23 protein-coding genes and 1 pseudogene are annotated in these 20,643 nt (G+C 66.2%); 9 read left to right on the top strand and 15 right to left on the bottom strand.

What is annotated here, in order from left to right:
• Positions 1–29 precede the first annotated feature (29 nt).
• Together ABQF30_RS29120 and ABQF30_RS29115 are read left to right on the top strand one after the other, a co-directional pair.
• Positions 30–866: a mycofactocin-coupled SDR family oxidoreductase gene (locus ABQF30_RS29120; RefSeq protein ID WP_448470456.1), complete on the top strand. Its 837-nt coding sequence runs from the start codon at positions 30–32 to the stop codon at positions 864–866.
• Positions 863–2,047 carry a cytochrome P450 gene (locus ABQF30_RS29115; protein WP_448470454.1) on the top strand — a complete coding sequence of 395 codons (1,185 nt, stop codon included), beginning with the start codon at positions 863–865 and terminating at the stop codon, positions 2,045–2,047. The genes ABQF30_RS29120 and ABQF30_RS29115 overlap by 4 nt, the downstream gene beginning before the upstream one ends.
• Here ABQF30_RS29115 and ABQF30_RS29110 read toward each other — a convergent pair.
• The 3 genes from ABQF30_RS29110 to ABQF30_RS29100 are packed head-to-tail and all read right to left on the bottom strand — an operon-like array spanning position 2,027 to position 5,033.
• Positions 2,027–3,166 (bottom strand): galactokinase, encoded by a 1,140-nt coding sequence (locus tag ABQF30_RS29110; protein ID WP_448470452.1) that lies wholly within the window; start codon positions 3,164–3,166, stop codon positions 2,027–2,029. The two genes, ABQF30_RS29115 and ABQF30_RS29110, sit on opposite strands and share 21 nt — an antisense overlap.
• Positions 3,163–4,245, bottom strand: a complete 1,083-nt coding sequence (galT, locus tag ABQF30_RS29105; protein ID WP_448470450.1) for a galactose-1-phosphate uridylyltransferase — start codon at positions 4,243–4,245, stop codon at positions 3,163–3,165. Before galT ends, ABQF30_RS29110 begins: the two co-directional genes overlap by 4 nt.
• The gene (locus tag ABQF30_RS29100; RefSeq protein WP_448470448.1) at positions 4,242–5,033 is read right to left on the bottom strand and encodes a DeoR/GlpR family DNA-binding transcription regulator; all 792 of its coding nucleotides are present in this window, start codon (positions 5,031–5,033) and stop codon (positions 4,242–4,244) included. The genes galT and ABQF30_RS29100 overlap by 4 nt, the downstream gene beginning before the upstream one ends.
• A 135-nt stretch (positions 5,034–5,168) precedes the next feature.
• Between ABQF30_RS29100 and ABQF30_RS29095 the strand changes: the two genes are divergently transcribed.
• From ABQF30_RS29095 to ABQF30_RS29085, 3 genes are read left to right on the top strand one after another with little or no spacing between them, the layout of a single operon-like run.
• A complete protein-coding gene (locus ABQF30_RS29095) occupies positions 5,169–6,893 on the top strand; it encodes a sodium:solute symporter family protein (RefSeq protein WP_448470446.1) in 1,725 nt (574 codons plus the stop codon).
• Positions 6,894–6,906: 13 nt separating this feature from the next.
• Positions 6,907–7,209 (top strand): Asp23/Gls24 family envelope stress response protein, encoded by a 303-nt coding sequence (locus tag ABQF30_RS29090; protein ID WP_448470444.1) that lies wholly within the window; start codon positions 6,907–6,909, stop codon positions 7,207–7,209.
• Positions 7,210–7,219: 10 nt separating this feature from the next.
• Positions 7,220–7,678, top strand: a complete 459-nt coding sequence (locus ABQF30_RS29085; protein WP_448470443.1) for an SRPBCC family protein — start codon at positions 7,220–7,222, stop codon at positions 7,676–7,678.
• Between the two features lie 2 nt (positions 7,679–7,680).
• Here ABQF30_RS29085 and ABQF30_RS29080 read toward each other — a convergent pair whose 3' ends face one another.
• The 3 genes from ABQF30_RS29080 to ABQF30_RS29070 form a co-directional block, all read right to left on the bottom strand.
• Positions 7,681–9,339, bottom strand: a complete 1,659-nt coding sequence (locus ABQF30_RS29080) for an acyl-CoA synthetase (RefSeq protein ID WP_448470441.1) — start codon at positions 9,337–9,339, stop codon at positions 7,681–7,683.
• 85 nt (positions 9,340–9,424) lie between these two features.
• The gene (locus ABQF30_RS29075) at positions 9,425–9,847 is read right to left on the bottom strand and encodes a hypothetical protein (RefSeq protein WP_448470439.1); all 423 of its coding nucleotides are present in this window, start codon (positions 9,845–9,847) and stop codon (positions 9,425–9,427) included.
• 101 nt (positions 9,848–9,948) lie between these two features.
• Complete coding sequence (locus ABQF30_RS29070) at positions 9,949–10,371, bottom strand: Rv0313 family protein (RefSeq protein WP_448470437.1); 423 nt, start codon at positions 10,369–10,371, stop codon at positions 9,949–9,951.
• Between the two features lie 77 nt (positions 10,372–10,448).
• On the opposite strand from ABQF30_RS29070, the gene ABQF30_RS29065 reads away from it, so the two are divergent.
• From ABQF30_RS29065 to ABQF30_RS29055, 3 genes are read left to right on the top strand one after another with little or no spacing between them, the layout of a single operon-like run.
• On the top strand, positions 10,449–11,243 hold the full coding sequence (locus ABQF30_RS29065) for a nuclear transport factor 2 family protein (RefSeq protein WP_448470435.1): 795 nt from the start codon (positions 10,449–10,451) through the stop codon (positions 11,241–11,243).
• A gap of 60 nt (positions 11,244–11,303) precedes the next feature.
• Positions 11,304–11,867, top strand: coding sequence for a hypothetical protein (locus ABQF30_RS29060; protein WP_448470433.1), 564 nt, complete (start codon positions 11,304–11,306; stop codon positions 11,865–11,867).
• Between the two features lie 49 nt (positions 11,868–11,916).
• Positions 11,917–12,294: a DUF732 domain-containing protein gene (locus ABQF30_RS29055; RefSeq protein ID WP_448470431.1), complete on the top strand. Its 378-nt coding sequence runs from the start codon at positions 11,917–11,919 to the stop codon at positions 12,292–12,294.
• Here ABQF30_RS29055 and ABQF30_RS29050 read toward each other — a convergent pair.
• The 3 genes from ABQF30_RS29050 to ABQF30_RS29040 form a co-directional block, all read right to left on the bottom strand.
• Positions 12,291–13,061: an SGNH/GDSL hydrolase family protein gene (locus ABQF30_RS29050; RefSeq protein WP_448470429.1), complete on the bottom strand. Its 771-nt coding sequence runs from the start codon at positions 13,059–13,061 to the stop codon at positions 12,291–12,293. The two genes, ABQF30_RS29055 and ABQF30_RS29050, sit on opposite strands and share 4 nt — an antisense overlap.
• A gap of 112 nt (positions 13,062–13,173) precedes the next feature.
• On the bottom strand, positions 13,174–13,473 hold the full coding sequence (locus ABQF30_RS29045; RefSeq protein WP_448470427.1) for a hypothetical protein: 300 nt from the start codon (positions 13,471–13,473) through the stop codon (positions 13,174–13,176).
• Positions 13,474–13,744: 271 nt separating this feature from the next.
• Entirely contained in the window at positions 13,745–13,915 is a 171-nt protein-coding gene (locus ABQF30_RS29040) for a hypothetical protein (RefSeq protein ID WP_448470425.1), read from the bottom strand.
• 173 nt (positions 13,916–14,088) lie between these two features.
• Between ABQF30_RS29040 and ABQF30_RS29035 the strand changes: the two genes are divergently transcribed.
• Positions 14,089–14,604 carry an NUDIX hydrolase gene (locus ABQF30_RS29035; protein ID WP_448470423.1) on the top strand — a complete coding sequence of 172 codons (516 nt, stop codon included), beginning with the start codon at positions 14,089–14,091 and terminating at the stop codon, positions 14,602–14,604.
• A 76-nt stretch (positions 14,605–14,680) separates the two neighbouring features.
• Here the strand turns inward: ABQF30_RS29035 and ABQF30_RS29030 are convergent.
• The 6 genes and pseudogenes from ABQF30_RS29030 to malQ all read right to left on the bottom strand — a co-directional run.
• A pseudogene (locus ABQF30_RS29030) lies at positions 14,681–14,983 on the bottom strand (nuclear transport factor 2 family protein); the annotation flags it as partial.
• Positions 14,984–15,021: 38 nt separating this feature from the next.
• Positions 15,022–15,909: an LLM class F420-dependent oxidoreductase gene (locus ABQF30_RS29025; RefSeq protein WP_448470421.1), complete on the bottom strand. Its 888-nt coding sequence runs from the start codon at positions 15,907–15,909 to the stop codon at positions 15,022–15,024.
• A gap of 26 nt (positions 15,910–15,935) precedes the next feature.
• On the bottom strand, positions 15,936–17,039 hold the full coding sequence (locus tag ABQF30_RS29020) for a PDR/VanB family oxidoreductase (RefSeq protein ID WP_448470419.1): 1,104 nt from the start codon (positions 17,037–17,039) through the stop codon (positions 15,936–15,938).
• Positions 17,040–17,044: 5 nt separating this feature from the next.
• On the bottom strand, positions 17,045–17,944 hold the full coding sequence (locus ABQF30_RS29015; RefSeq protein ID WP_448470417.1) for a metal-dependent hydrolase: 900 nt from the start codon (positions 17,942–17,944) through the stop codon (positions 17,045–17,047).
• A gap of 80 nt (positions 17,945–18,024) precedes the next feature.
• Positions 18,025–18,435 carry a hypothetical protein gene (locus ABQF30_RS29010; protein WP_448470479.1) on the bottom strand — a complete coding sequence of 137 codons (411 nt, stop codon included), beginning with the start codon at positions 18,433–18,435 and terminating at the stop codon, positions 18,025–18,027.
• Positions 18,436–18,514: 79 nt separating this feature from the next.
• Positions 18,515–20,638: a 4-alpha-glucanotransferase gene (gene malQ / locus ABQF30_RS29005; protein ID WP_448470415.1), complete on the bottom strand. Its 2,124-nt coding sequence runs from the start codon at positions 20,636–20,638 to the stop codon at positions 18,515–18,517.
• Positions 20,639–20,643 lie beyond the last annotated feature (5 nt).

The following is a 20,643-nucleotide window of genomic DNA, read 5'->3' as shown; positions in this document are numbered from 1 at the left end:
GGCGATCGCCCAACTGGCGAGGGTGGGCAATGACTGGACGGGTCGAAGACAAGGTTGCTCTGATCACCGGAGCGGCCCGCGGCCAGGGCCGCAGCCACGCAGTGCGGTTGGCGGCCGAAGGCGCCGACATCATCGCCGTCGACATCTGCGAAACCTTCGACAGGTCACCGGCCCTGGGTGCCACCCAGGAGGATCTCGCCCAGACCGCGGACCTGGTCAAGAATCTGGGCCGGCGCATCGTCACGGCCCAGGTCGACGTTCGGGATTTCGCGGGACTCAAGACGGCCGTCGACAGCGGCGTCGAACAACTGGGGCGGCTCGACATCGTCGTGGCGAACGCGGGCATCGGCACCACGGGGGTCAAGCTCGACCGAATGGACGAGGACCTGTGGCAGGAGATGATCGACGTCAACCTCAGCGGGGCGTGGAAGTCGGTGAAAGCCGGTGTGCCACATCTGCTGGCGGGTGGTCGCGGCGGGTCGATCATCCTCACAAGCTCGGTCGCCGGAACCAAGGCGTACCCCTTCACGGGGCACTATGTGGCAGCCAAGCACGGTGTCGTCGGCCTGATGCGCTCATTCGCCGTCGAACTGGGCCAACACTCGATCCGGGTCAACTCTGTACATCCCACCCACGTCAACAGCCCCATGCTGATGAACGAGAAGACCTACCGGATGTTCCGGCCTGATCTTGAGAACCCCGGCCCCGACGACCTCGCGCCGATCTGCCGGACGTTCCACATGCTGCCCATCCCGTGGGTCGAGGCCGAGGACATCAGCAACGCGGTGTTGTTCCTGGCCTCCGACGAGGCCCGTTACATCACCGGCGTGACGCTGCCCGTCGACGCCGGGAGCGGCCTGAAATGACCGTGTCCACCGGGGTTTATTACGACCCCTACGACGTGGACATCGTCGCTGACCCGTATCCGGTCTACACCCGGCTGCGGGACGAGGCGCCGATTTATCACAACGACCGCTACGACTTCTGGGCGCTGTCCCGGTACACCGACGTCGAGAAGGCGCTGTCGAACTGGGAGACGTTCTCCAACAGCCGAAGTGACATCCTTGAGCTCGTCAAGTCCGACTTCGACATGCCACCGGGCGTGATGATGTTCGAGGACCCGCCGATGCACACGCTGTTGCGCGGCCTGATGTCCCGGGTGTTCACCCCACGGCGGATGGCTGAAATCGAGGACCAGATCCGGCGGTTCTGCGTACGGTGCCTGGATCCGCTGGTGGGATCCGACAGCTTCGACATCATCGCCGAACTCGCCTCGATGATGCCGATGCGTGTGATCGGAATGCTCTTGGGAATACCGGAATCCGAGCAGACCGGGGTGCGTGACGCCAACGACGCCAGCCTGCGCACCAAACCCGGCGCCCCGATGAAAGTCGCGGCTGCCGACAAGATCGCCGACGGCCGGGTCTACGCCGACTATGTCGAATGGCGGGCCAACAACCCGTCCGACGATCTGATGACGGCGCTGCTCAACGTCGAGTTCACCGACGAGCACGGTGTCACCCGCAAGCTCACCCGGAAAGAAGTGTTGCACTACACCCAGGTGGTGGCAGGCGCGGGCAACGAGACCACCGGTCGCCTGATCGGTTGGCTGGCCAAGGTACTTGCCGAACATCCCGATCAGCGCCGGGAGATCCAGCAGGACCGGTCATTGCTGACCCGGGCTGTCGATGAGACGCTCCGCTTCGAACCCACCGGTCCGCACGTAGCCCGATGGCTCGCAAAGGATTTCGAGTGCTACGGCACGACGGTACCGGCGGGCAGTGCGATGCTGCTGCTATTCGGGGCGGCCAACCGGTACCCGAACCCCGACGCCTTCGACATCCACCGCGACAACGGCAGCCACCTGACGTTCGGGAAGGGTCTGCACTACTGCCTGGGCGCCAACCTCGCCCGGCTGGAGGGCCGGGTGGCCCTCGACGAACTGCTCAATCGCTTTCCCGAATGGGACATCGACTACGACAGCGCGCAACTGGCACCGACGTCCACGGTACGAGGCTGGGAGAGGCTACGCGTCGTGGTGGCTTGAGGTGGTGGGCAGCACCGGCCCGGCGCCGGTTGCGGCTCGGGTAGCCGCGATAGTCGGTTCGGGGTAACCGGCCCCGGTCACTGCCGAGCGCACCGTTTCGCTGACATTGCCGGCCAGTTCGGTGGGCACCAGCGCGATCACACATCCGCCGAAGCCGCCGCCGGTCATCCGAGCCCCGAGCGCGCCGGCCCGCACCGCCGTGTCGGCGATCAGGTCGATGTGGTCGGTGGTGATCGCGAAGTCATCGCGCATCGACGCGTGCGATGCAGTCAGGATCTTTCCGACCGCGACGAAATCGGAAACCTCAAGCGCTTCAACGAAGTCGAGCACCCGCTGGTTCTCGGTGATGACGTGTCGGGCGCGTCGGGCATCCTCGGGGTCGGTCAGCGCGCCGAGCGCAGGCAGCCCGCGGGATTGCAGGTCACGCAGTGACTCGACCTGCAGGTCGGTTGCGACCCGTTCACAGGACGCGCGCCGTGCCGCGTACTCGCCGTCGGCGTGGCGATGCGCGGCACGAGAATTCATCACCAGCAGTGTGATACCGGCGACTTCAGGGTTGAATGGCACGGATTGGACGGTGAGGTCGCGGAAGTCTATGAGCATCGCGCGCTGCGGTTCACCGAACAGCGAGGCCAACTGATCCATGAGTCCGGTTGGCGCGCCTACGTAGTCGTTCTCGGCCCGTTGCGCGATCCGGGCCTGCTCGACTCGATTTATCGTCGTTCGATTGGTCAGTGCCCCCAGTACCGCGCATTCGAGCGCAGCCGATGACGCGAGGCCCGAACCCATTTCGACATCGCTGGTGATCGAGATGCTTCCGCCGCTGACCTGATGGCCGGCAGTGCGCAGCGCCCATATCACCCCGGCGACATACGCCGCCCAGCCCGTGACGTCGCCAGGGGCGGTGTTCAGCGGTATCGAGACGTCGCCGGATCCTCCTGTGCTCCTCGCGGTCGCGGTCTCTTGATCGCTGCGCACCGTGACCGCGTCCGAGTGGTCCGGTCGGTAACTCACCGTGACGCGCTGCGGCAAGGCGATCGGCAGCGCCCAGCCGAGGTTGTAGTCGGTGTGCTCACCGATCAGATTGATCCGGCCCGGGGCCGCGTAGGTGACCATCACAGTTCCCGCAATCGTTGTGCGACGCTCTCTGGTGTCACATCGCTGATGAAGGCATCCATGGCTGACTCCGAGCCGGCCAGGAACTTCAGCTTGGTCGCGCTGCGGCGTACCGACATCAGCTCGACGTGGAAATAGCCCTCACGCTGCCCGGCACTGTCCCCGTACTGGTGCAATGCCGAAATATAGGGCAACTCAACGGGATACATGTGATCGAACCGCTGCAGGATGTCGCGGTAGATCTCGGCGAACCCGTCCAACTCGTCGTCGCTCAATTCGGTCAGGTTGTGTACGAAGCGATTCGGATAGATGTGCACCTCCACGGGCCAGCGGGCGGCGAACGGTACGAAGGCGGTGAACAACTCGGTGCGCGCGACGATGCGTTCGCCGTCGGCGAGCTCGTGGGCCAGGAGGTCCGCGAACAGGTTGGTGCCGTTACGTGCCCGATGGTCGCCCGCGGCCCGCAGCATCTGTTCGGTGCGCGGGGTCAGGTAGGGGTAACCGTAGATCTGACCGTGCGGGTGATTGAGGGTCACGCCGATCTCCTCGCCGCGGTTCTCGAAGCAGAACACCTGCTGTATCCCGTTGCGGCTCAGAAGATCTGCGGTTCGGTGGCGCCACGCGGAGACCACAAGGCGGGCATGCGGGAGCGGGAGCTGCGCGAAGGCTCCGGTGTGGTCGCTGGAGAAGCAGATGACTTCGCAGCGCCCGTGCCCGGGCGCGGACACGAAGTCGGTGCCCGAACACTGCGGCAGTGTGAACGCCGAATCGCCGGACAGACTGGGAAAACGGTTCTCGAACACCACGACGTCGTAATCCGGCGCCGGCACCTCGCTGGTCTGCCCGGAGGGTCCCGGGCACAGCGGGCATTCGTCGGCGGCGGGCAGATGAGTCCGGTCCTGCCGCAACGCCGCGATGACCACCCATTGTCCGGTCTGCCGATCGAAACGCAACTGCGACTGCTGATCTCCGCGGGCCGGCAATGGGCGTCGATCGCGAACAGGCGCCGGGGTATGGCCGGGTAGCGAGAAGTACAGTTGCTCGCGACCGTCGGCCAACGTCCAGCGGAGGGGTTCGGTCATCGGTGTCCTGCCACTTCAGCGATCGCGATATTTCCGACCAGCCCGGCCAGCGCAGCTTGATCCTCGGTGGCCAGCCCGTCATCGACGATGAGGGTGTCGACCTGCCCGAGACCGGCGAACACATTGGTGCCGATCTCACCGTACTTGGTGTGATCGGCCAGCACGACGAGCTCGGCGCCGATCCCGATGAGCGTTCGGTTCGTCTGCGCCTCAGCGACATTCGGTGAGGTCAGCCCGGCTTCCGGATCGAAGCCGTGGACGCCGAGGTAGGTCGCGTCGACCCGGAACGATGCGATCGTTGCGTCGGCGATCGGCCCGACCAGCGCATCCGAAGGGGTTCGCACGCCGCCGCTGAGATAGACCAGGGGAGTGTCGGCGCCGCCGGCTGACGGCGCGGTGAGCACGTCGAAGACGGTCAGCGAATTGGTGACGACGGTGATCGACGGTCGATGCCGGAGCCGTCGGGCCAGTTCGGTCGTCGTGGTGCCCGCGCTGATCGCTATGGTGACGCCATCCGCGATGGTGCGGGCTGCAACTTCGGCGATCGCCGCCTTCTCGGCACGTTGCTGCGTCGCCTTGACCGAGGACCCCGGTTCCTCACCGCGGTTGTGTCGGGTGACCGCGCCGCCGTGCACCTTGCGCAGCAGATCGTCGGCGTCCATGGCATCGAGGTCGCGACGCACGGTCATCTCGGACACCGCCAACTGGGCGGCGAGGTCGGCGACGCGCACAGCGCCGCCGGAGTTCAGTGCGCGCAGGATCGCGCGGCGACGTTCAGCGGCCAGCATTCGGGTGTGCACCTCCTTCGCTCAAGTACCTAAACGAACACTAACAAACAAATTCTCACCGAAAGCGCCATTTGTGGCTTGTGGGCTGTTACCTTCTGGTTGTTTTCGTTGGAACCTGACCACTTCGGAAGGTTGATGTCTGTGGCCCCATCGTTGACCACCACATTGGCGGCCGAGAGCGTTCTGCGTCTGTCCGTCGGCGCGGTCGACTACCTGTTGATCGCCATCTACTTCGTCTTCGTCCTGGGGATCGGCTATATCGCCCGCAGCCAGATCTCGACGAGCCTGGACTTCTTCCTTTCCGGTCGCCGATTGCCTGCCTGGGTGACGGGGCTGGCGTTCGTGTCGGCGAATCTCGGTGCGATCGAGATCATGGGCATGTCGGCCAACGGAGCCGAGATCGGCCTGTCCACGATGCACTACTACTGGATCGGGGCCGTCCCGGCGATGCTGTTCCTCGGCGTCGTGATGATGCCGTTCTACTACGGGTCCAAAGTTCGAAGTGTGCCCGAGTTCATGCGTCGGCGCTTCGGTCCGGGCGCGCACTTGGTGAACGCGATCAGCTTCGCCGTCGCGCAGGTATTGATCGCGGGCGTCAACCTGTTCCTGCTGGCCACCGTGATCAACGTGCTGCTCGGCTGGAACCGGTGGCTGTCCCTGATTGTCGCCGCGGTCATCGTGCTCACCTATACCGCGCTGGGCGGGCTGTCGGCAGCCATCTACAACGAGGTGCTGCAGTTCTTCGTGATCCTTGCCGCGTTGGTGCCGCTGACCATCTTCGGCCTGATCAAGGTGGGTGGCTGGAACGGCCTGAAGGACAAGGTGATTGACACCGCGTTTGACGGTGCAGTGACGGCATCGGTGCAGGAGCAACTCACGACCTGGCCGGGGCAGGCGCTGTCCGGCTTCGACAGTCCGGTCTGGTCGGTGATCGGCATCGTCTTCGGCCTGGGCTTCGTGCTGTCCTTCGGCTACTGGACGACGAACTTCGTCGAGGTGCAACGGGCCATGGCGTCGAACTCGATCTCGGCGGCGCGACGATCACCGATCATCGCGTCATTCCCGAAGATGTTCATCCCGTTCGTGGTGGTGATACCCGGCATGATCGCGGCGGCGGCGATCGGCGACGTCATTCACCTCAAAACCACTGGCACCGGCGAGATCACCTATAACGACGCGATGCTGGTGATGATCCGCGACATCCTGCCCAACGGACTGATCGGGGTTGCCATCACCGGGCTGCTCGCCTCCTTCATGGCAGGCATGGCCGCCAACATCTCCGCGTTCAACACGGTGTTCAGCTACGACATCTGGCAGCAGTACGTGGTCAAGGACCGGCCCGACGGGTACTACATCCAGATCGGGCGGATCGCAACGGTCGCGGCCACGGTGCTGGCGATCTTCACCGCACTGATCGCCGCGGGCTACTCCAACCTGATGGACTATCTGCAGACGCTGTTCGGCTTCTTCAACGCGCCGTTGTTCGCCACGTTCATCCTCGGCATGTTCTGGCGCCGGATGACCCCGACCGCGGGCTGGATGGGCCTGGTGGCCGGAACGCTTTCCGCGGTCTTCGTTTTCATCCTGGGAGAGACCGGTGTGATCAACCTGCCCGGGCAGGGTGTGCCGTTCGTGGCGGCCGCCGCGGCGTTCGTCGTCGACATCGTGGTGAGCATCGCAGTGAGCATGGTGACCGGGCCGAAACCCGCGGCCGAACTGGTCGGACTGGTGTATTCAGAAACGCCGCGGGAGATCTTCCATGATCCCGAGAGTGTCGGAAAGCCTTGGTACCTGCGGGCGACTCCGCTCGCCGGCGTCGCACTGACTCTCACCATCATCCTCAATATAATTTTCCACTGAGTCGGGAGGCCGAATGTCAAGCACTGCCAGGAAACCACGCTTCCGTATCTTCGACATCCGCAGCATCATCGGCGCGCTGATGGGAATCTACGGTGCGGTGTTGCTCATCGCCGGCCTCGCGCCGGCAATCCTGGTCGAGCATCAAGACGGACCTACCGACAATCGCGTCGATCTCTACATCGGTACCGACGCCAACTGGTGGGTTGGTGTGGCCCTGCTTGTCGTGGCTGCCGTCTTCTTTGCCTGGGCCTACATGCGACCGGTGGCCGTTGTCGATTCCTCCGAGGAAGCGCCGGCACCGGAGGCCGGCGAGTAGGGTTTCGGCGATGAGCTGGTGGATCGCCAGGGCACATCACACGCTCAGCCACGACGTCGCGGCAACACCCGAGCGGGTCCGTGCGTTCTACGCCGACCTCGACAATCTCACCCGGGTACATCCGCTCGTGGTGTCGGTTCAGGCGCAGGCGCGCCGTGAACTGGCGGACGGCTACCAGCAGGACTACCGAGTGCGTGACCGGATTCCGTTGGGGCCGTGCACTCTTCCGATCAGCTACGCGGCGCGGCTCACGGTTCCGTCGACCGGGGACGTGTGCGCCGCAGCGCGTCAGTTTCCCCGGGTGCGGCTGGACAGCCGGGTGGGTTTCCACCCGGCGAAACCGGGCACCCGCATCACCGAGGAGCTGACGATCAGCGCGCCGCGGCCACTCTTGACGGTGACCGTGAGCCAGGCCGTCAAGGCCCACACCGCAATGCTGGCCGCCATGGGCCGGCTACTGGAGTCGTGAGTCTAGGACGTGCTGACTGCTTCGGTCGCAACCGATTTGGCCCAGCGATAATCGGCCTTGCCAGCGGGGGAGCGGACTATCTTGTCCGACCGGACGAACGCCTTGGGAATCTTGTAGCGGGCGATCGAGCGCTGACACACCTCGACGAGTTCGTCGTCGTCGGCCGCCGCGCCTTCGGCGAACTGCACGACAGCCACCACCTCGCTGCCCCAGCGTTCCGAGGGCCGGCCGACCACCACCACGTCGTATACCGCCGGATGCGCCGCGATGGCCCGCTCGACCTCCTCGACGAAGATCTTCTCCCCGCCGGAGTTGATGGTCACCGAGTCGCGGCCCAGCAGCTGAATACGGCCGTCCTCCAAGACGTTTGCGCGGTCACCGGGCACCGACCAGCGCACGCCGTCGATGGTGGGGAAGGTACGGGCGGTCTTTTCCTCGTCACCCAGGTAGCCGAGCGGAATGAGGTCGCGCCGGGCCAGCCAGCCCCCGCCCTCGCCTGGGCCGAGGACTCGGCTGAGGTCTTCGGCGACCACGGCGGTGTCGGACTGCGGGGTGAACGTAGCGACGTCGGTATCGCCGCCGGCAGTCGAATAGGTGCTCATCTGGGCGCCGGACTCCGAGGCGCCGACAGCGTCGAGCAGCATGATATGCGGAAGAGCGGTCAGAATGCGCTCCCGCACCGTGGGCGACAACGGAGCACCGCCGTTGGTGATCGTCACCAGCCCGGACAGGTCGTAGTCTCCGGCCTCGATCTCGTCGAGCAGAGGCCGCGCGATGGCGTCGCCGACGACCGGAATGCTCAGCACCCGTTCACGTTCGGCGAGCCGCAGCACGTTGTCGGGACGCATTCGCACCACATCGTCGGGGATCACCAGCTTGCCGCCCATGGTGACGGCGTTGTAGGCGGCCCACTGCGCGGCACCGTGCATGAACGGCGGGATCATCAGGAGTGACAACCCGCCACCGGCGGCATCGGCCCGCTCGGCAAGTTCCTCGTACGAGGCGATGAAGGTGTCGCTGCCGAACGGCCGCCCACCCATCGAGGACAGGAAGATGTCGTGCTGACGCCACAGCACGCCCTTGGGCATCCCGGTGGTGCCGCCGGTGTAGAGGATGTACAGATCGTCACCGGACGGTACGGGCATAGCGGGTGCCGGTGTGGCCAGGATCGTCTCGTAGTCCACCGCGCCGGGCAACAGCTCGTTGCCGGACTCGTCGGCGACCTGGATGAGGACCTGCAGGTTCGGCAGCCGGTCTCGAATCGCGGCGACGCGAGGTGCGAATTCCGCGTTGTAGATCAACGCGCGAGCGTTCGAATCCGTCAGCAGGTAGAGCAGTTCGTCTTCGACGTAGCGGTAGCTGACGTTGAACGGTGCGACTCGTGCCCGGTAGCTGCCGATCATCGACTCGAGGTACTCGTTGCCGTTACGCAGGTAGATGCCGAGGTGATCCTGCCCGGATTCATGCCCGGCCAGCGCCTCGCGCTCGGTGTGCACGCCCAGCCCCGCGGACACGAGATAGTGGGCGAAGCCGTCGACGCGCACATCGAACTGCGCATAGCTCAAGCGCAGGTCCCGCCACACCAGAAAGGTCTGATCGGGAATGGCTTGGGCCACCGTGGAAAACACTGTGGACAGATTGAACGTCACATCACCGCTCATGGCACTCCTGTGTGCACGGACTTTAGGTCCCACGACCATACATGGATCACATAGTTGTATGGCCGGGGGTTCGCGTCACCGTGAGTCAGCTGGGAAAGAAGCCGTTACCGGTCAGGATGCCGGGCTGCCAGCCGCGCGCCCCCAGGCAGAGCATCGGCCGGCCATCGGGTGACTGTGCGGCGGCCTGCGGGCCGGGGCAGGGGGAGCCGATCTCCTGCACCCCGTGCAGCGGATAGGCGTATGTCCAGAAGCCGGTGTGAACCGGCGGCCACTGGTTGGGAATCCACCGGCACTGCATCGCCGTACCGCCCGGGCCGCGACCGAAGACGTTGCGCTCCCAACTGAAGCAGGGCGCGCCCTGGTGTGCTTCATAGCTCATGCCGGGAACGTCGGTCGAAGAGCGACCGGGTTCGTCGAAGTACATGTTGCTGTCATCGGCTCCCGCCCCAGGTGCTGCTGCCAACGCAACACCGGCGATCGCCGCGGCGACGAAGAGTTCGCGAATCATGTCCCACCCTCAGGTCTGCCGGCCGGCACGATCAGTTCGTCGGCCCCGACCCAAAAGCCTAACCGCTGCCACCTGCGCGCCGTCGGTTTTTGAGGACCGCCCTATTCGGTGGTTTCGGTATCCGTGTCGGTGGTGTCGGAGCCGGTGGTGTCGGTGTCGAGCACACCGACCGCGATGCCGTACGGCAGGAACCGCACCCGGCGGATCGGATCGGTGTTGGTCGCGTTGGCACGCAGCGCGTCGAGTTCGGTGGGGAAGACCTGCTCGATGTGGGCGCCGCCCTTGTCGTCGACGGTGTAGATGGCCCACACCCCGTCGCCCTTCTCGCCGGTGGTCTCCGGTTCGGTTCTGGGCCGCGAGAAACGGGCGAACTCGTCCAGCAGGCCGGCCAGGCCGGCTCGCTCACCGGATGTGGTGAAGAACTTGGTCATGCCCTCCAATGCATCGCGCAATCCCTCACCCGCCTCGCGGGCGACGCGATCGAAGTCGTCGGGGTCGAATCCGAAAGGTCCGTTGCCGCTCATCGCGTCCTCCTCAGTCAAAACATGCTTAACACCAGTGTGCGCGCGGCCGGCGGAACATGGGATGGTAAACGAACCATATGGCGTTCACACGTACCGACCTTCTGGCTGCCGTCGAACGATCACCGCAGGCAGCAGGCGCGCATGACCGGGCCGGCTGGGTCGGATTGTTCGCTGAAGGCGGACAGGTCGAGGATCCGGTGGGCTCGCGGCCGCACCGAGGGGCCGACCGGATCGGGCGGTTCTACGACACCTTCATCGGGCCACGGGCCATCACGTTCCACCGCGATGTCGACATTGTCCACGGTGCCACGGTGATCCGCGATCTCGAGCTCGAGGTGACCATGGGTGCGTCGGTGACCATGAGGATCCCGGCATACTTGCGGTACGGCATGCGGCCCGCGGAATCCGGGCCTCAGATCGCCGAACTACAGGCATATTGGGAGTTGCCCGCGATGGTGGGCCAGTTCGTGCGCAGCGGATTCGGTGCGGTCCCCGCAGGCCTGCAGCTGGCGACTGCCCTGTTGCGCAACCAGGGGCCGGCGGGCGCAGTGGGTTTTGCGGGTGGATTCCGGGGTGCGGGGAGGCGGGGCAGACGCCTGTTCACCGGGCTGCTCGACGACCTGTGCGCCGGCAATGAGGTCGCCGTCCACCGCAGGCTCAATCGTGACACCGCCGTGCTGTCAGGCGACGCTGAGCCACTCGCAGTGTCGAGGCTGCTGGAGCTGACCGCCGGGGCGTCGTGGCGCAAGGTGATCGCATCGGGCCACAGCCTGGTTGCCGGACTGGAATCCGCCGGCCACCGGAGCGTGCTGATCGCCGACCTCACTCCGAGATCCCCGGCGGTGAGGAAGTTGCGGCAATTCTCGGGCTGACCACGGCGTACGGCCCGGTTGTATCGCCGCGGGCTGCCGACGTGAGACCGTATTCAGACCATGGCTGATCACGACTACATCACCTACGAAGAGTTCGGCCGCCGGTTCTTCGAGGTCGCCGTCTCCGAAGACCGCGTGGGCGACGCGATCGGCGCCATCGCGGGCGATTCTTTCGAGATTGGCCCGATCGGCCAGGGGCCGGGCAAGATCGCCAAAGTCACCGCGCGGGTCAAGATCCAGAAACCCAGGGTGAGCCGTCATGTCGGCGATGCGATCACGTTCTCGATCCGGATCCCGCTGGAGATCGACATGGTGATCGATCTGCGGATCGACCGCCCGCAGTTCATGGTCTTCGGTGAGATCGACCTGCGGGCAACGGCGCTCGCCGCGGAACCGCTGCTGTTGATCATCGACGTGAAGAAGCCGCGGCCGGCCGATATCTCGATCCATGTCACGTCGAAATCGCTGCGGGCAGAGCTGCTCCGGATCTTGGCGGGGGTTGACGCCGAGATCAAGCGGTTCATCGCCGCCCATGTGGCCGATGAGATCGACAGCCCGGAATCCGAGAAGGCCAAGGTGATCGACGTCGCCAAAGAACTCGAGTCGACCTGGACCGGAATCTGATTCGGACCGCCTGCACAGCTGTCGGTAGTACGGCCCGTACGATTCAGCGATGCCCCGTAGAACCGTATTGGCCACTCGTGTGCTCGCCGCGACGGCGGTGTTGGTGACCGGAGCCGCGATTGCGGCCGCACCGGCGCAAGCCGAGCCGGTCGACCAGGCGTTCATCGACGCGCTCGGCCAGGCGGGAGTGGGCGCTGCCGATCCCGCTCAGGCGGTGGCTGTCGGGCAGTCGGTGTGCCCGATGCTGGCAGAGCCGGGGCAGACCGCCGCCGACGTCGCCGCCACAGTCGCCGACACCGGCGGTATGCCGCTCGGCGCGGCGACGATGTTCACCGGAATCGCGATCTCCACGTTCTGCCCGGCGATGGTGGCAAGGCTCGGCGAGGGTGTCCCGGTGGACCTCCCGCTGTCGATCCTCGGCTTCTAAGCGCTCAGGCTCAGCAGCACCGGCCGCCGCGGGGCGCGGCCGTTTCCGGCGGACCGGCCGCGAAGGTGGCGCCAGATCCACGGCATGAGCATGTTCTGCGTCCACAGCGCCTGCGAATAGGCGCGTGACCGGAACGACTGGGGTGCGGCGGGACCGCAGGCGTGAGCCCAATCATGGCTGCTGCCAGGCAAACTCAGCGCCTCGGCAGCGGCAGCGGCAAACAACATATGGCCCTTGGCCGAACCGTGGACGCGATCGGGACTCCAGGTTTCCGCTTCGCGCATCGACGGTGCCGAATACAGGTCGACGAGGCGGAACCCGTACCGGTCAGCGGCGTCGGCGATGGTGGTGTTGATCTGGAGCACCCGTTTACCGAGCAGTCGACCCACCGGCAGGATCTGGGTGATGTCCGGAAATGTCGTGGTGACGACGGTGGCACCGGAATCGGCGAGCGCGGCGTAGACCCGATCCAGATCGCCCAGCGCGCGGTGAAACGCACGCCCCGGCCGGGTTACGTCGTTCATGCCGATGCAGATGGTGACCAGATCCGGGTGCATCGACAACGCCCGCGGGAGCTGGTCGGCCAGCACATCACCGATACGGTGGCCGCGCACAGCGAGATTCGCGTAACCCAGACCGGGATAGTGCCGGTCGACCTCGACCGCGAGGCGGTCGGCGAATCCCATCAGGCCGGCACTGTCGTCGCCGTCCCACAATCCTTCGGTCTGACTGTCGCCGAGTGCGACATACCGGGTGAAGCCTGGCACGCTGGCGACTTTAGCGCCGCGCCACCGCTGCGGACCGGTGACCCCGCCGGCAAACGCAAGAAAGGGCGCCCGAAACGGGCGCCCCTCCTTGATGTTTGGGAAAACTTTGGCGTTACTTCACGTCCACGTAAACCGTCTTGTCGGTAACGGTGGTCTGCAAGCTGTCGCCCGGGTTGCCCGAGTCGGTCCGGGAGAACGTCTGACCGGGACGGACGCCGACGACCGTCGCCTCATCGAGTGGGGCTGAGCCGGTCCGGTTGACGATGACCGTGTAACCCTGCGACTGCAGCTCGGTGATCGTGTCCTGGGCGCTACCGGGCCCGGTGGGTGCGGCCTGTGCCGGAGCAGCCAGGCCGATCACGGCTGCGACAGCGCCGCCCGCGAGTACTGCAGCAAATCCGACCTTCTTCATCTTTGGTGCCTTCTTTCGGTGTTCGGTTATTCTCGCGAGCTGAGGCGCGACGGGTTCTCCGTGCGTTCACCAACTGCTTGCCGCTCGGTTTCCTACGAGTTACAAAGGCTTAAACCGACAGGTCAGCGATTTCATTCCAGGTGCAGAAATTGATTGACGGAGACTTCGGACACGTGCTTGGGGATCGCCGGGGCGGACCGATTGAGAGCGCCGCCTCAACCGTCGACGTGTCCGGAGTCACCCTGACCCAGCAACGTGATTGTCGTTACGGTCAGGCCCCCGGCACCGTCATCCGCCGGTCGGGCAGGATGCCCTCGAGGGGCACTAGTCGTGGCGCGAAACCGATGCCGGTCAACTGCAGTCCGTGCGGTAGTTCAGGAACGTGCACGGGATACGACGGAAAGCGACGCGGCAGCGCCCAGCGTCGGCGGCCGACCGTCACCGCCCTGGGTCTCAGCCACAGCGTCGAACCATCGGCGTCCCACCACCGCGCGACGGATCATCATGAACAGCATCCCGCATCACTGAGACAACAGCGAGCGACCGCATTTGTACGCTATCAACGGCGTGTCGGCGTACAGACGCGGTCGCTCGCGGTGAAGGGAGGGCGGACTTATGGCCAAACTGAGTGCCGGGCTGCTGTTGTACCGCGTCACCGACGATGTCGTGGAGGTATTGATCGCGCATCCGGGCGGGCCGTTCTGGGCTCGGAAGGACGATGGGGCGTGGTCGGTGCCCAAAGGCGAGTATGTCGAGGGCGAGGATCCATGGGCGGCAGCCCAGCGAGAGTTCACCGAGGAACTCGGCGCGCCACCGCCCGACGGTGCCCGCCTGGACCTCACGCCGGTGCGGCAAGCGGGCGGCAAAGTCGTCACAGCCTTCGCGGTACGCGGTGACTTCGATGTGACGGCCGCTCGCAGCAACACCTTCACCCTGGAGTGGCCAAAGGGTTCGGGCCGGATCAGGGAGTTTCCCGAGATCGACCGGGTGGCATGGTTTCCGGTGGCTGCCGCACGGACGAAGCTTCTGGCCGGGCAGCGTCCGCTGCTCGATCAGTTGATGGCCGCGCCGGATCTGGCGGGTTGCCGTGAGGACGGGGACGTAGACGACGCAGCGGCCGGGTCTCGATAGCGTTGATGGTCAGCGCGCGGCCGTGGATGCGCCAGCCCTGCGGTGTGCGCAGGTACTCGTCGTCGTAGCGGACATGCCAGACCAGGTCGGTCGGATGCTCCGCGCCGAAGTTCCAGTGGTGGGCCACCGCCGTGATGCGGCCCAGTGCGTACCCGCGGTCGGTGCCCGCGGCGTACACCTCGCCGACGATCTCGTGCTCGGTGCGCGCCACGTCGTTCAACGCAGACATCGCCGTGCGCACGCCGTCACGGCCATGCCACCGCCGCACCGGATCCAGTGAACGCGGCGGCTCAGGGAGGAGCAATTCTGCTGTCTCGGTGAATAATTCGGCGACGTCATCGAACCGCCGGTCGTCGACCGTCGCAGCGTACAGATGCACCAGGTCGGCCAGCGCCAGCCGGTCGGCGACGTCCAGGGTCACGGCGTCAGCGCCAACCGCTCGGCGCACGCCGACAGCGCGTCGGCGGCCTCGTCGATCTCGGTGAGCGGCGGCATCGCCAGCACGAGGCGATCGGCGCCGATTTCGGCCAGCCGCCCGGCACGGTCCGCATCGACCTTGGTGACCAGATGGCCCAACGACACTTCCAGCGCCGCCGGATCGCGGCCCGCTTCGGTGGCCTCGCCGCGCATGACGTCGAGCAATTCGGCCAACTCGGATCCGGCCACACCCAGGGGCTGGAAGCCGTCGCCGAGTCGGCCGGCCCGTCGGGCGGCTGCCCGGCTGTGTCCACCGATGTGGATCGGTATCGACTGTGCCGGTTTGGGATAACACATCGCGTGTTCGAAGTCGAAGAACTCGCCTTGAAATCGGACCCCGGAGTCGGCCCCGCCGCGGCGGTCCTCCCACAGCGCGCGCAGTACCGCGATCTGCTCGTCGGCGCGACGGCCGCGGCTGCCGAAATCGGTTCCGCACGCCTCGATTTCCTCTTTCAGCCAGCCGGTACCGACCGCCAGGCGCAGCCGGCCACCACTGAGCACGTCGAGTGTCGCCGTCCGCTTGGCCAGCACCACCGGATGATGGTTGGGCAACACCAGCACCCCGGTCGCCAGCCCGAGGTTCGTGGTCTGGCCGGCCAGGAAAGCCAGCAGGTCAAGAGGATCCGGCACCGGGCAGTCCGGCGCCAACTCGACCCGTCCGGACTTGTCGTACGGATACACGCTGGCGTACTCCGCCATCAGCACCGTGTGCTCGACGACCACGATCGACTCGAAACCGCAGGCCTCGACGTGCCGGGCGAACGCGGACATCCACAACGGGTCGGCGGTGACTCCGGCGGCCACCGGCGCGATGACGCCATATTTCATGATGGGCGGAATAGTACCGCCGCGGCTCAGAGATCCAGTGTCAGTCGCCTGCCCGCGTCGGCTCGGGATACACATGTCAGCAGGTAGCCGGCCGCCCGTTCGGGATCGGTGAGCAGTGTGTCGCGGTGTTGGACGACACCGTCGAGCACGCGAATCCGGCAGGTCCCGCAGAAGCCCTGTTGGCACGAGTACGGCGCGGAAACACCGGCGCGTCCGAGCGCGCCCAGCAGCGTCTCGTCGGCGCTGACGTCGACTCTGGCGCCGGTCGAGGCGATCGTTACCGAGAACTCTTCCCCGTCGACAACCGGCGGCGCGGCGAACCGTTCGAAGTGCAGTTCGACGTCGTTGCGGCCGATCAGTTCGGTACGGATCGCGGTCAGCATCGGGGCCGGGCCGCAGGCGTACACGGTGGTGCCGCCCGGGCAGTCACCGAGCAGATCCGATGCGGTCGGTAGGCCACTGACATCATCGGTGCGGATCTGGATCCGGTCACCGAAGTGGGTCAGTTCGTCGAGGAACGGCAGACTTTCGCGGTTGCGTCCTACGTAGGTCATCGACCAGTCGATGCCCAGCCGCTGCGCCAGCCCCAACATCGGAAGAATCGGCGTGATCCCGATTCCACCCGCGACGAACCGGAACCGCTGCGCCGGCGACCCGTAGCCGGGAACGGTGAGCGGGAAGGCGTTACGCGGGCCGTGGGTGGTGAGCCGCGACCCGATCTGCAGCGTGTCGTGCACCTCGATCGACCCACCGCCGCCATCGGGGATGCGACGCACCGCGATTCGGTAGGTGTCCGTCGATTCGGGGTCTCCGCACAGCGAATACTGCCGGACCCTGCCGCTGGCCAGGTGCAGGTCGATGTGCGACCCCGGATACCACCGAGGCAGGTCTTCGGCGTTGGCCGCGGCCAACGTCAGCGCGATGACGTCCTGGTCGTGCGCCACCACCTCGCGGTGCACCACGGTCAGCTCGATCGTGCGGTCCAACTCCGGTGGCAGGGAAGGGCGCCGGAGGTGGCGGGTCAAGCCCCACATGGCGACAGCGGCCTCCGCCATCCCGAGCATCGGGTCGTGACGGAACCGTCCCGATGTGCTCGGTGGCAGCCTGCGGTAGCGCGAGAGGATCGGCATGGCCGTCACAGGTGCGCGGCCCGCGCCGCAGGCGAAGTGGCCAGATAGGCGACGGCCTGTGCCGTGGAACCCATCTCGTCGGGGGTGAAGCCAGGTCGGCAGTACGCGAGGGTGTTTGAGCCGAACATCTTCGAGAACTTGGGCAGCAGGCCAAGTTTCGAATCCCGCATCCGCAGCTTCTGCATCTGCCACCAGTCGATCTCAAGCGCGGGGTCACGCTTGAGCAGGTCCCAGGTGCCCCGTTGGAAGAAGAAGTAGACCGCGGTGGCCGCGATGGACATGGCCCGCACGCGACTGAAATAGCTGTCCTGGAAGTACACCGCGACGTCGTGGGCGACGCTGCGGTGCTCGACCTCCTCGCTGCCGTGCCAGCGGAACAGGTCGGTCAGGGTCGGGTCGGCGTCGTAGTCCTCCCAGGTGCAGTTCAGCACGAAATCGCCGAGCACCGCGGTGTAGTGCTCAATCGCGGCGATCAGCCACAGCCGGTCACACAGATCGTTGAGCCGGCGTCGCGGATCGGTCGAGGTGGTCGGTGCCAGCATCTTGGTGAACACATGCTCGACCAGGCTGAGAACCGGTTGATACTCCACCCCGTGCGCGGTGAGGAACTCCTCCAGCACCTGATCGTGTGTCTCGGCGTGGGTGGCCTCCTGCCCGATGAAGCCCCGCATGTCATCGGCCAGCTTGGTGTCGCGCACGTACGGCAGCGCCTCGTTGAAGGTTGCGACGAACCAGTGCTCGGCCAGCGGCAGCACCACATTGAACAGGTTGACCATGGTGGACGCGACCGGGTGGCCGGGAATCCAGTGCAGTGGAATACCGGTCAGATCGAAATGGACTTTGCGGGCCTGGATTTGTACCGGACCCGGGTCGATCTCCTTGTCGAACCGCAGCGGACGCAGCATCGCGACCCTCCCTGAAGTATGTGGACTTCGGGCAGTCTACGTTTTATGTGGGAACGCGGGTACCGGGTGGCTGGGCGTGTTCAGGCGGGAGGCGGGGTGCCTGCACCGGGCGCGCCGGCAATCGGCACCACAGGGGTGGGCGTCACCGTCGTGACACCGTTGCTTCCCACCGAGGGGCCGCCCGGAACCGCGGTGTCAGCGGCCTGCTCAGCGGCCGCTTCGCTGCAGTCCAGCGTCAGGATCATCTTGCCGCTGGAATTGACCTTCTGGGAGTCGACCAGGCACTCGGCCTGCGGCAGCGCGCTGCCGAACGAGCCGCCAAAGGTGGCTTTCACGCCCTGGCTCTTCAAGATCGACAGGGCCTTCATATACGGCTCGCCCACGACGTTGTACGAGGCGGCCGAGGGTTCAGAGGTCGCAGTCCCAGCGGCGAACAGGGCGACCGAGCCGGCAGCGACCAGGCCGCCGCCGAGCGCAACAAGCTTCTTCAACGTCATCTCCGTCAGTCGGGTGCGGTGCGAACATATCGCAGCTGTGACAAATGTGAAACCGGTGCGCAGCGCCGCTTCGTTACACCTGGGGTGCGGTGATCTCGGACATGACGCCGGCCAGGGCAGCGGCCCGCGGGTCGGTGAACACGTCCTCCAGCAGGAGCCGACGGCCGTCCGGGCCGCTCAGCGGCACCCGCCAATTCGGGTACTCGTCGGTGGTTCCCGGCTGATTCTGGGTGCGCAGATCGCCGACCGCATCGGCCAGCGACAGCGCCAGCAGCTTCGACGGCGTTCGCCCGAGATATCTGTGCAACGCCGTCACGATCTGCTCGGTGTCGGGATCGGGACCGAGTAGCCCGACTCGGCGCAACTCATCGAGCCAGGCGGCCTGGGCGGCTCGGTCCGCGGCCAGTTCTTCGTCGGCAGGTCGGGTCAACAGGTCCAACTCCTCACGTAATCGGACGTGCTCGCCGGCCAGATATCCGGGGGTCGGCGGCAGGTCGTGGGTGGTCACCGAGGACAGGCAGTACTCGCGCCACTGTTCGGCAGGAAGCGGGCCGCCCGAATTGTCGGCTTCGAACCACAGGATCGACGTGCCGAACAGACCCCGCTCCCGTAAGTAGTCCCGGACCCACGGCTCGACCGTGCCGAGATCCTCGCCGACGACGACAGCCCCCGCACGGTGTGCCTCCAGCGCAATGATGCCGATCATCGCGTCGTGGTCGTACCGCACATAGGTGCCGTCGGTCGGGGCCGCTCCCTTCGGGATCCACCACAGCCGGAACATGCCGATGATGTGATCGATGCGCACGCCGCCGGTGTGCCGCAAGGCCATGTTGACCAACGCGCGGAACGGCTCGTAGGCCTGTGCGACGAGCCGGTCCGGCCGCCACGGCGGCTGAGACCAGTCCTGACCGAGCTGGTTGAACTCGTCAGGCGGGGCGCCTCCGGTGACCCCGAGTGCGAGCACATCCTGCAACGCCCAGGCATCCGCACCGTTGGGGTCGACGCCGACCGCCAGGTCGCCCATGATGCCCAGCTCCATCCCGGCCTGCGTCGCGGTGGCCTGTGCGGCGGTCAGCTGGTCGTCGAGCAGCCATTGCAGCCACCGGTGGAAGTCGACGGCATCCGGATTGGCCGCGGCGAATTCCGCGACATGCGGGCTGCCCGGATGCTGCAGTTCATGCGGCCAGCCATGCCAGTCGCTGCCGTACCGCTCGGCAAGCGCACACCAGATGGCGAAATCCTCCAGGCTGCGGCCCTCCCTGGCGCGGTACGCGGTATAGGCGAGTTCGCGGCCCGCTGACCGCGGCACCCGGTACACCTGTTCCAACGCAACACGTTTGGCCTTCCAGGCGGCGTCGCGGTCGATGCGCTTGCGACGGTTGGCGTTGACCGCGGCGCGCAGCTTGCGGATCCGCCCGCGGTGACGCACCGCGGCGTACTCGTGGATGGCCTCGACGCGCAGGTAGAGCGGGTTGACGAAGCGGCGTGACGTCGGCAGATACGGGGAAGGTTCCATCGGCGCGGTCGGCGCGGCCGCGTGCAGCGGGTTGACCAGAATGAACCCCGCGCCGTACTCGGCGGCCGACCAGACGGCGAGATCCGTCAGGTCGGTGAGATCACCCGTTCCCCAAGAGTTTTGCGAACGCACGCTGTAGAGCTGGACCGCCAAGCCCCAGGCGCGCCGCTCACCGAGACGGGTGGGCAGCGCCAGAGCGGCGGGGGAGACCACGACCGGGGCCTCGGATTGGCTGTCGCCGACCCGCAACTGCAGGCGGTGATAACCCAGCGGCAGGTCGGCGGGCAGCTCGAACGTCGCCTCGCCGATCAACCTGTCCCCGAGATCGTATGGCGCGCGGTTGTTCTCCAGCTGCCGCAGACCAGTCCGCTCGGTACCGTCCTCGAGGGCCAGTGTGACCTCGACCGCGTCACCGTGGGTGACGTGTACCCAGAATGTCGAAGCCATCCCGTCCCGGCCGAGCACGATCGGCGGAAGAGGGCGCTGCCAGTACTCCCGGTCGTGTGCCTGAAGCGCGTCGGCCCGGCCCTGCTCGGTGCCGGCCTGCACGCCGAGGGCCTCCAGGACGGCCACCAACGTGGACTCCGCGACCGCGATGCGCCGGCCGGTCCAGTCGTCGTACTCCGCGGCCACGCCGTAGCGACGGGCCAGCTCCAGCAGAGCCGGGGACAGTGCGGTCATAGGTC

The sequence above is a fragment of the Mycolicibacterium sp. XJ870 genome, assembly GCF_053483975.1.
This window is presented reverse-complemented; position numbering and strand designations above follow the sequence as displayed.

Excerpts from the sequence above, each read along its gene's own strand:
- ABQF30_RS29065 (WP_448470435.1), top strand. The coding sequence starts at position 10,449 with ATGGCGTTCACACGTACCGACCTTCTGGCTGCCGTCGAACGATCACCG.
- ABQF30_RS29120 (WP_448470456.1), top strand. The coding sequence starts at position 30 with ATGACTGGACGGGTCGAAGACAAGGTTGCTCTGATCACCGGAGCGGCC.
- ABQF30_RS29035 (WP_448470423.1), top strand. The coding sequence starts at position 14,089 with ATGGCCAAACTGAGTGCCGGGCTGCTGTTGTACCGCGTCACCGACGAT.
- ABQF30_RS29115 (WP_448470454.1), top strand. The coding sequence starts at position 863 with ATGACCGTGTCCACCGGGGTTTATTACGACCCCTACGACGTGGACATC.
- ABQF30_RS29070 (WP_448470437.1), bottom strand. The coding sequence starts at position 10,371 with ATGAGCGGCAACGGACCTTTCGGATTCGACCCCGACGACTTCGATCGC.
- ABQF30_RS29060 (WP_448470433.1), top strand. The coding sequence starts at position 11,304 with ATGGCTGATCACGACTACATCACCTACGAAGAGTTCGGCCGCCGGTTC.
- ABQF30_RS29100 (WP_448470448.1), bottom strand. The coding sequence starts at position 5,033 with ATGCTGGCCGCTGAACGTCGCCGCGCGATCCTGCGCGCACTGAACTCC.
- ABQF30_RS29080 (WP_448470441.1), bottom strand. The coding sequence starts at position 9,339 with ATGAGCGGTGATGTGACGTTCAATCTGTCCACAGTGTTTTCCACGGTG.
- malQ (WP_448470415.1), bottom strand. The coding sequence starts at position 20,638 with ATGACCGCACTGTCCCCGGCTCTGCTGGAGCTGGCCCGTCGCTACGGC.
- ABQF30_RS29095 (WP_448470446.1), top strand. The coding sequence starts at position 5,169 with ATGTCTGTGGCCCCATCGTTGACCACCACATTGGCGGCCGAGAGCGTT.
- ABQF30_RS29055 (WP_448470431.1), top strand. The coding sequence starts at position 11,917 with ATGCCCCGTAGAACCGTATTGGCCACTCGTGTGCTCGCCGCGACGGCG.
- ABQF30_RS29075 (WP_448470439.1), bottom strand. The coding sequence starts at position 9,847 with ATGATTCGCGAACTCTTCGTCGCCGCGGCGATCGCCGGTGTTGCGTTG.
- ABQF30_RS29045 (WP_448470427.1), bottom strand. The coding sequence starts at position 13,473 with ATGAAGAAGGTCGGATTTGCTGCAGTACTCGCGGGCGGCGCTGTCGCA.
- ABQF30_RS29090 (WP_448470444.1), top strand. The coding sequence starts at position 6,907 with ATGTCAAGCACTGCCAGGAAACCACGCTTCCGTATCTTCGACATCCGC.
- ABQF30_RS29020 (WP_448470419.1), bottom strand. The coding sequence starts at position 17,039 with ATGCCGATCCTCTCGCGCTACCGCAGGCTGCCACCGAGCACATCGGGA.
- ABQF30_RS29015 (WP_448470417.1), bottom strand. The coding sequence starts at position 17,944 with ATGCTGCGTCCGCTGCGGTTCGACAAGGAGATCGACCCGGGTCCGGTA.
- ABQF30_RS29085 (WP_448470443.1), top strand. The coding sequence starts at position 7,220 with ATGAGCTGGTGGATCGCCAGGGCACATCACACGCTCAGCCACGACGTC.
- ABQF30_RS29025 (WP_448470421.1), bottom strand. The coding sequence starts at position 15,909 with ATGAAATATGGCGTCATCGCGCCGGTGGCCGCCGGAGTCACCGCCGAC.
- galT (WP_448470450.1), bottom strand. The coding sequence starts at position 4,245 with ATGACCGAACCCCTCCGCTGGACGTTGGCCGACGGTCGCGAGCAACTG.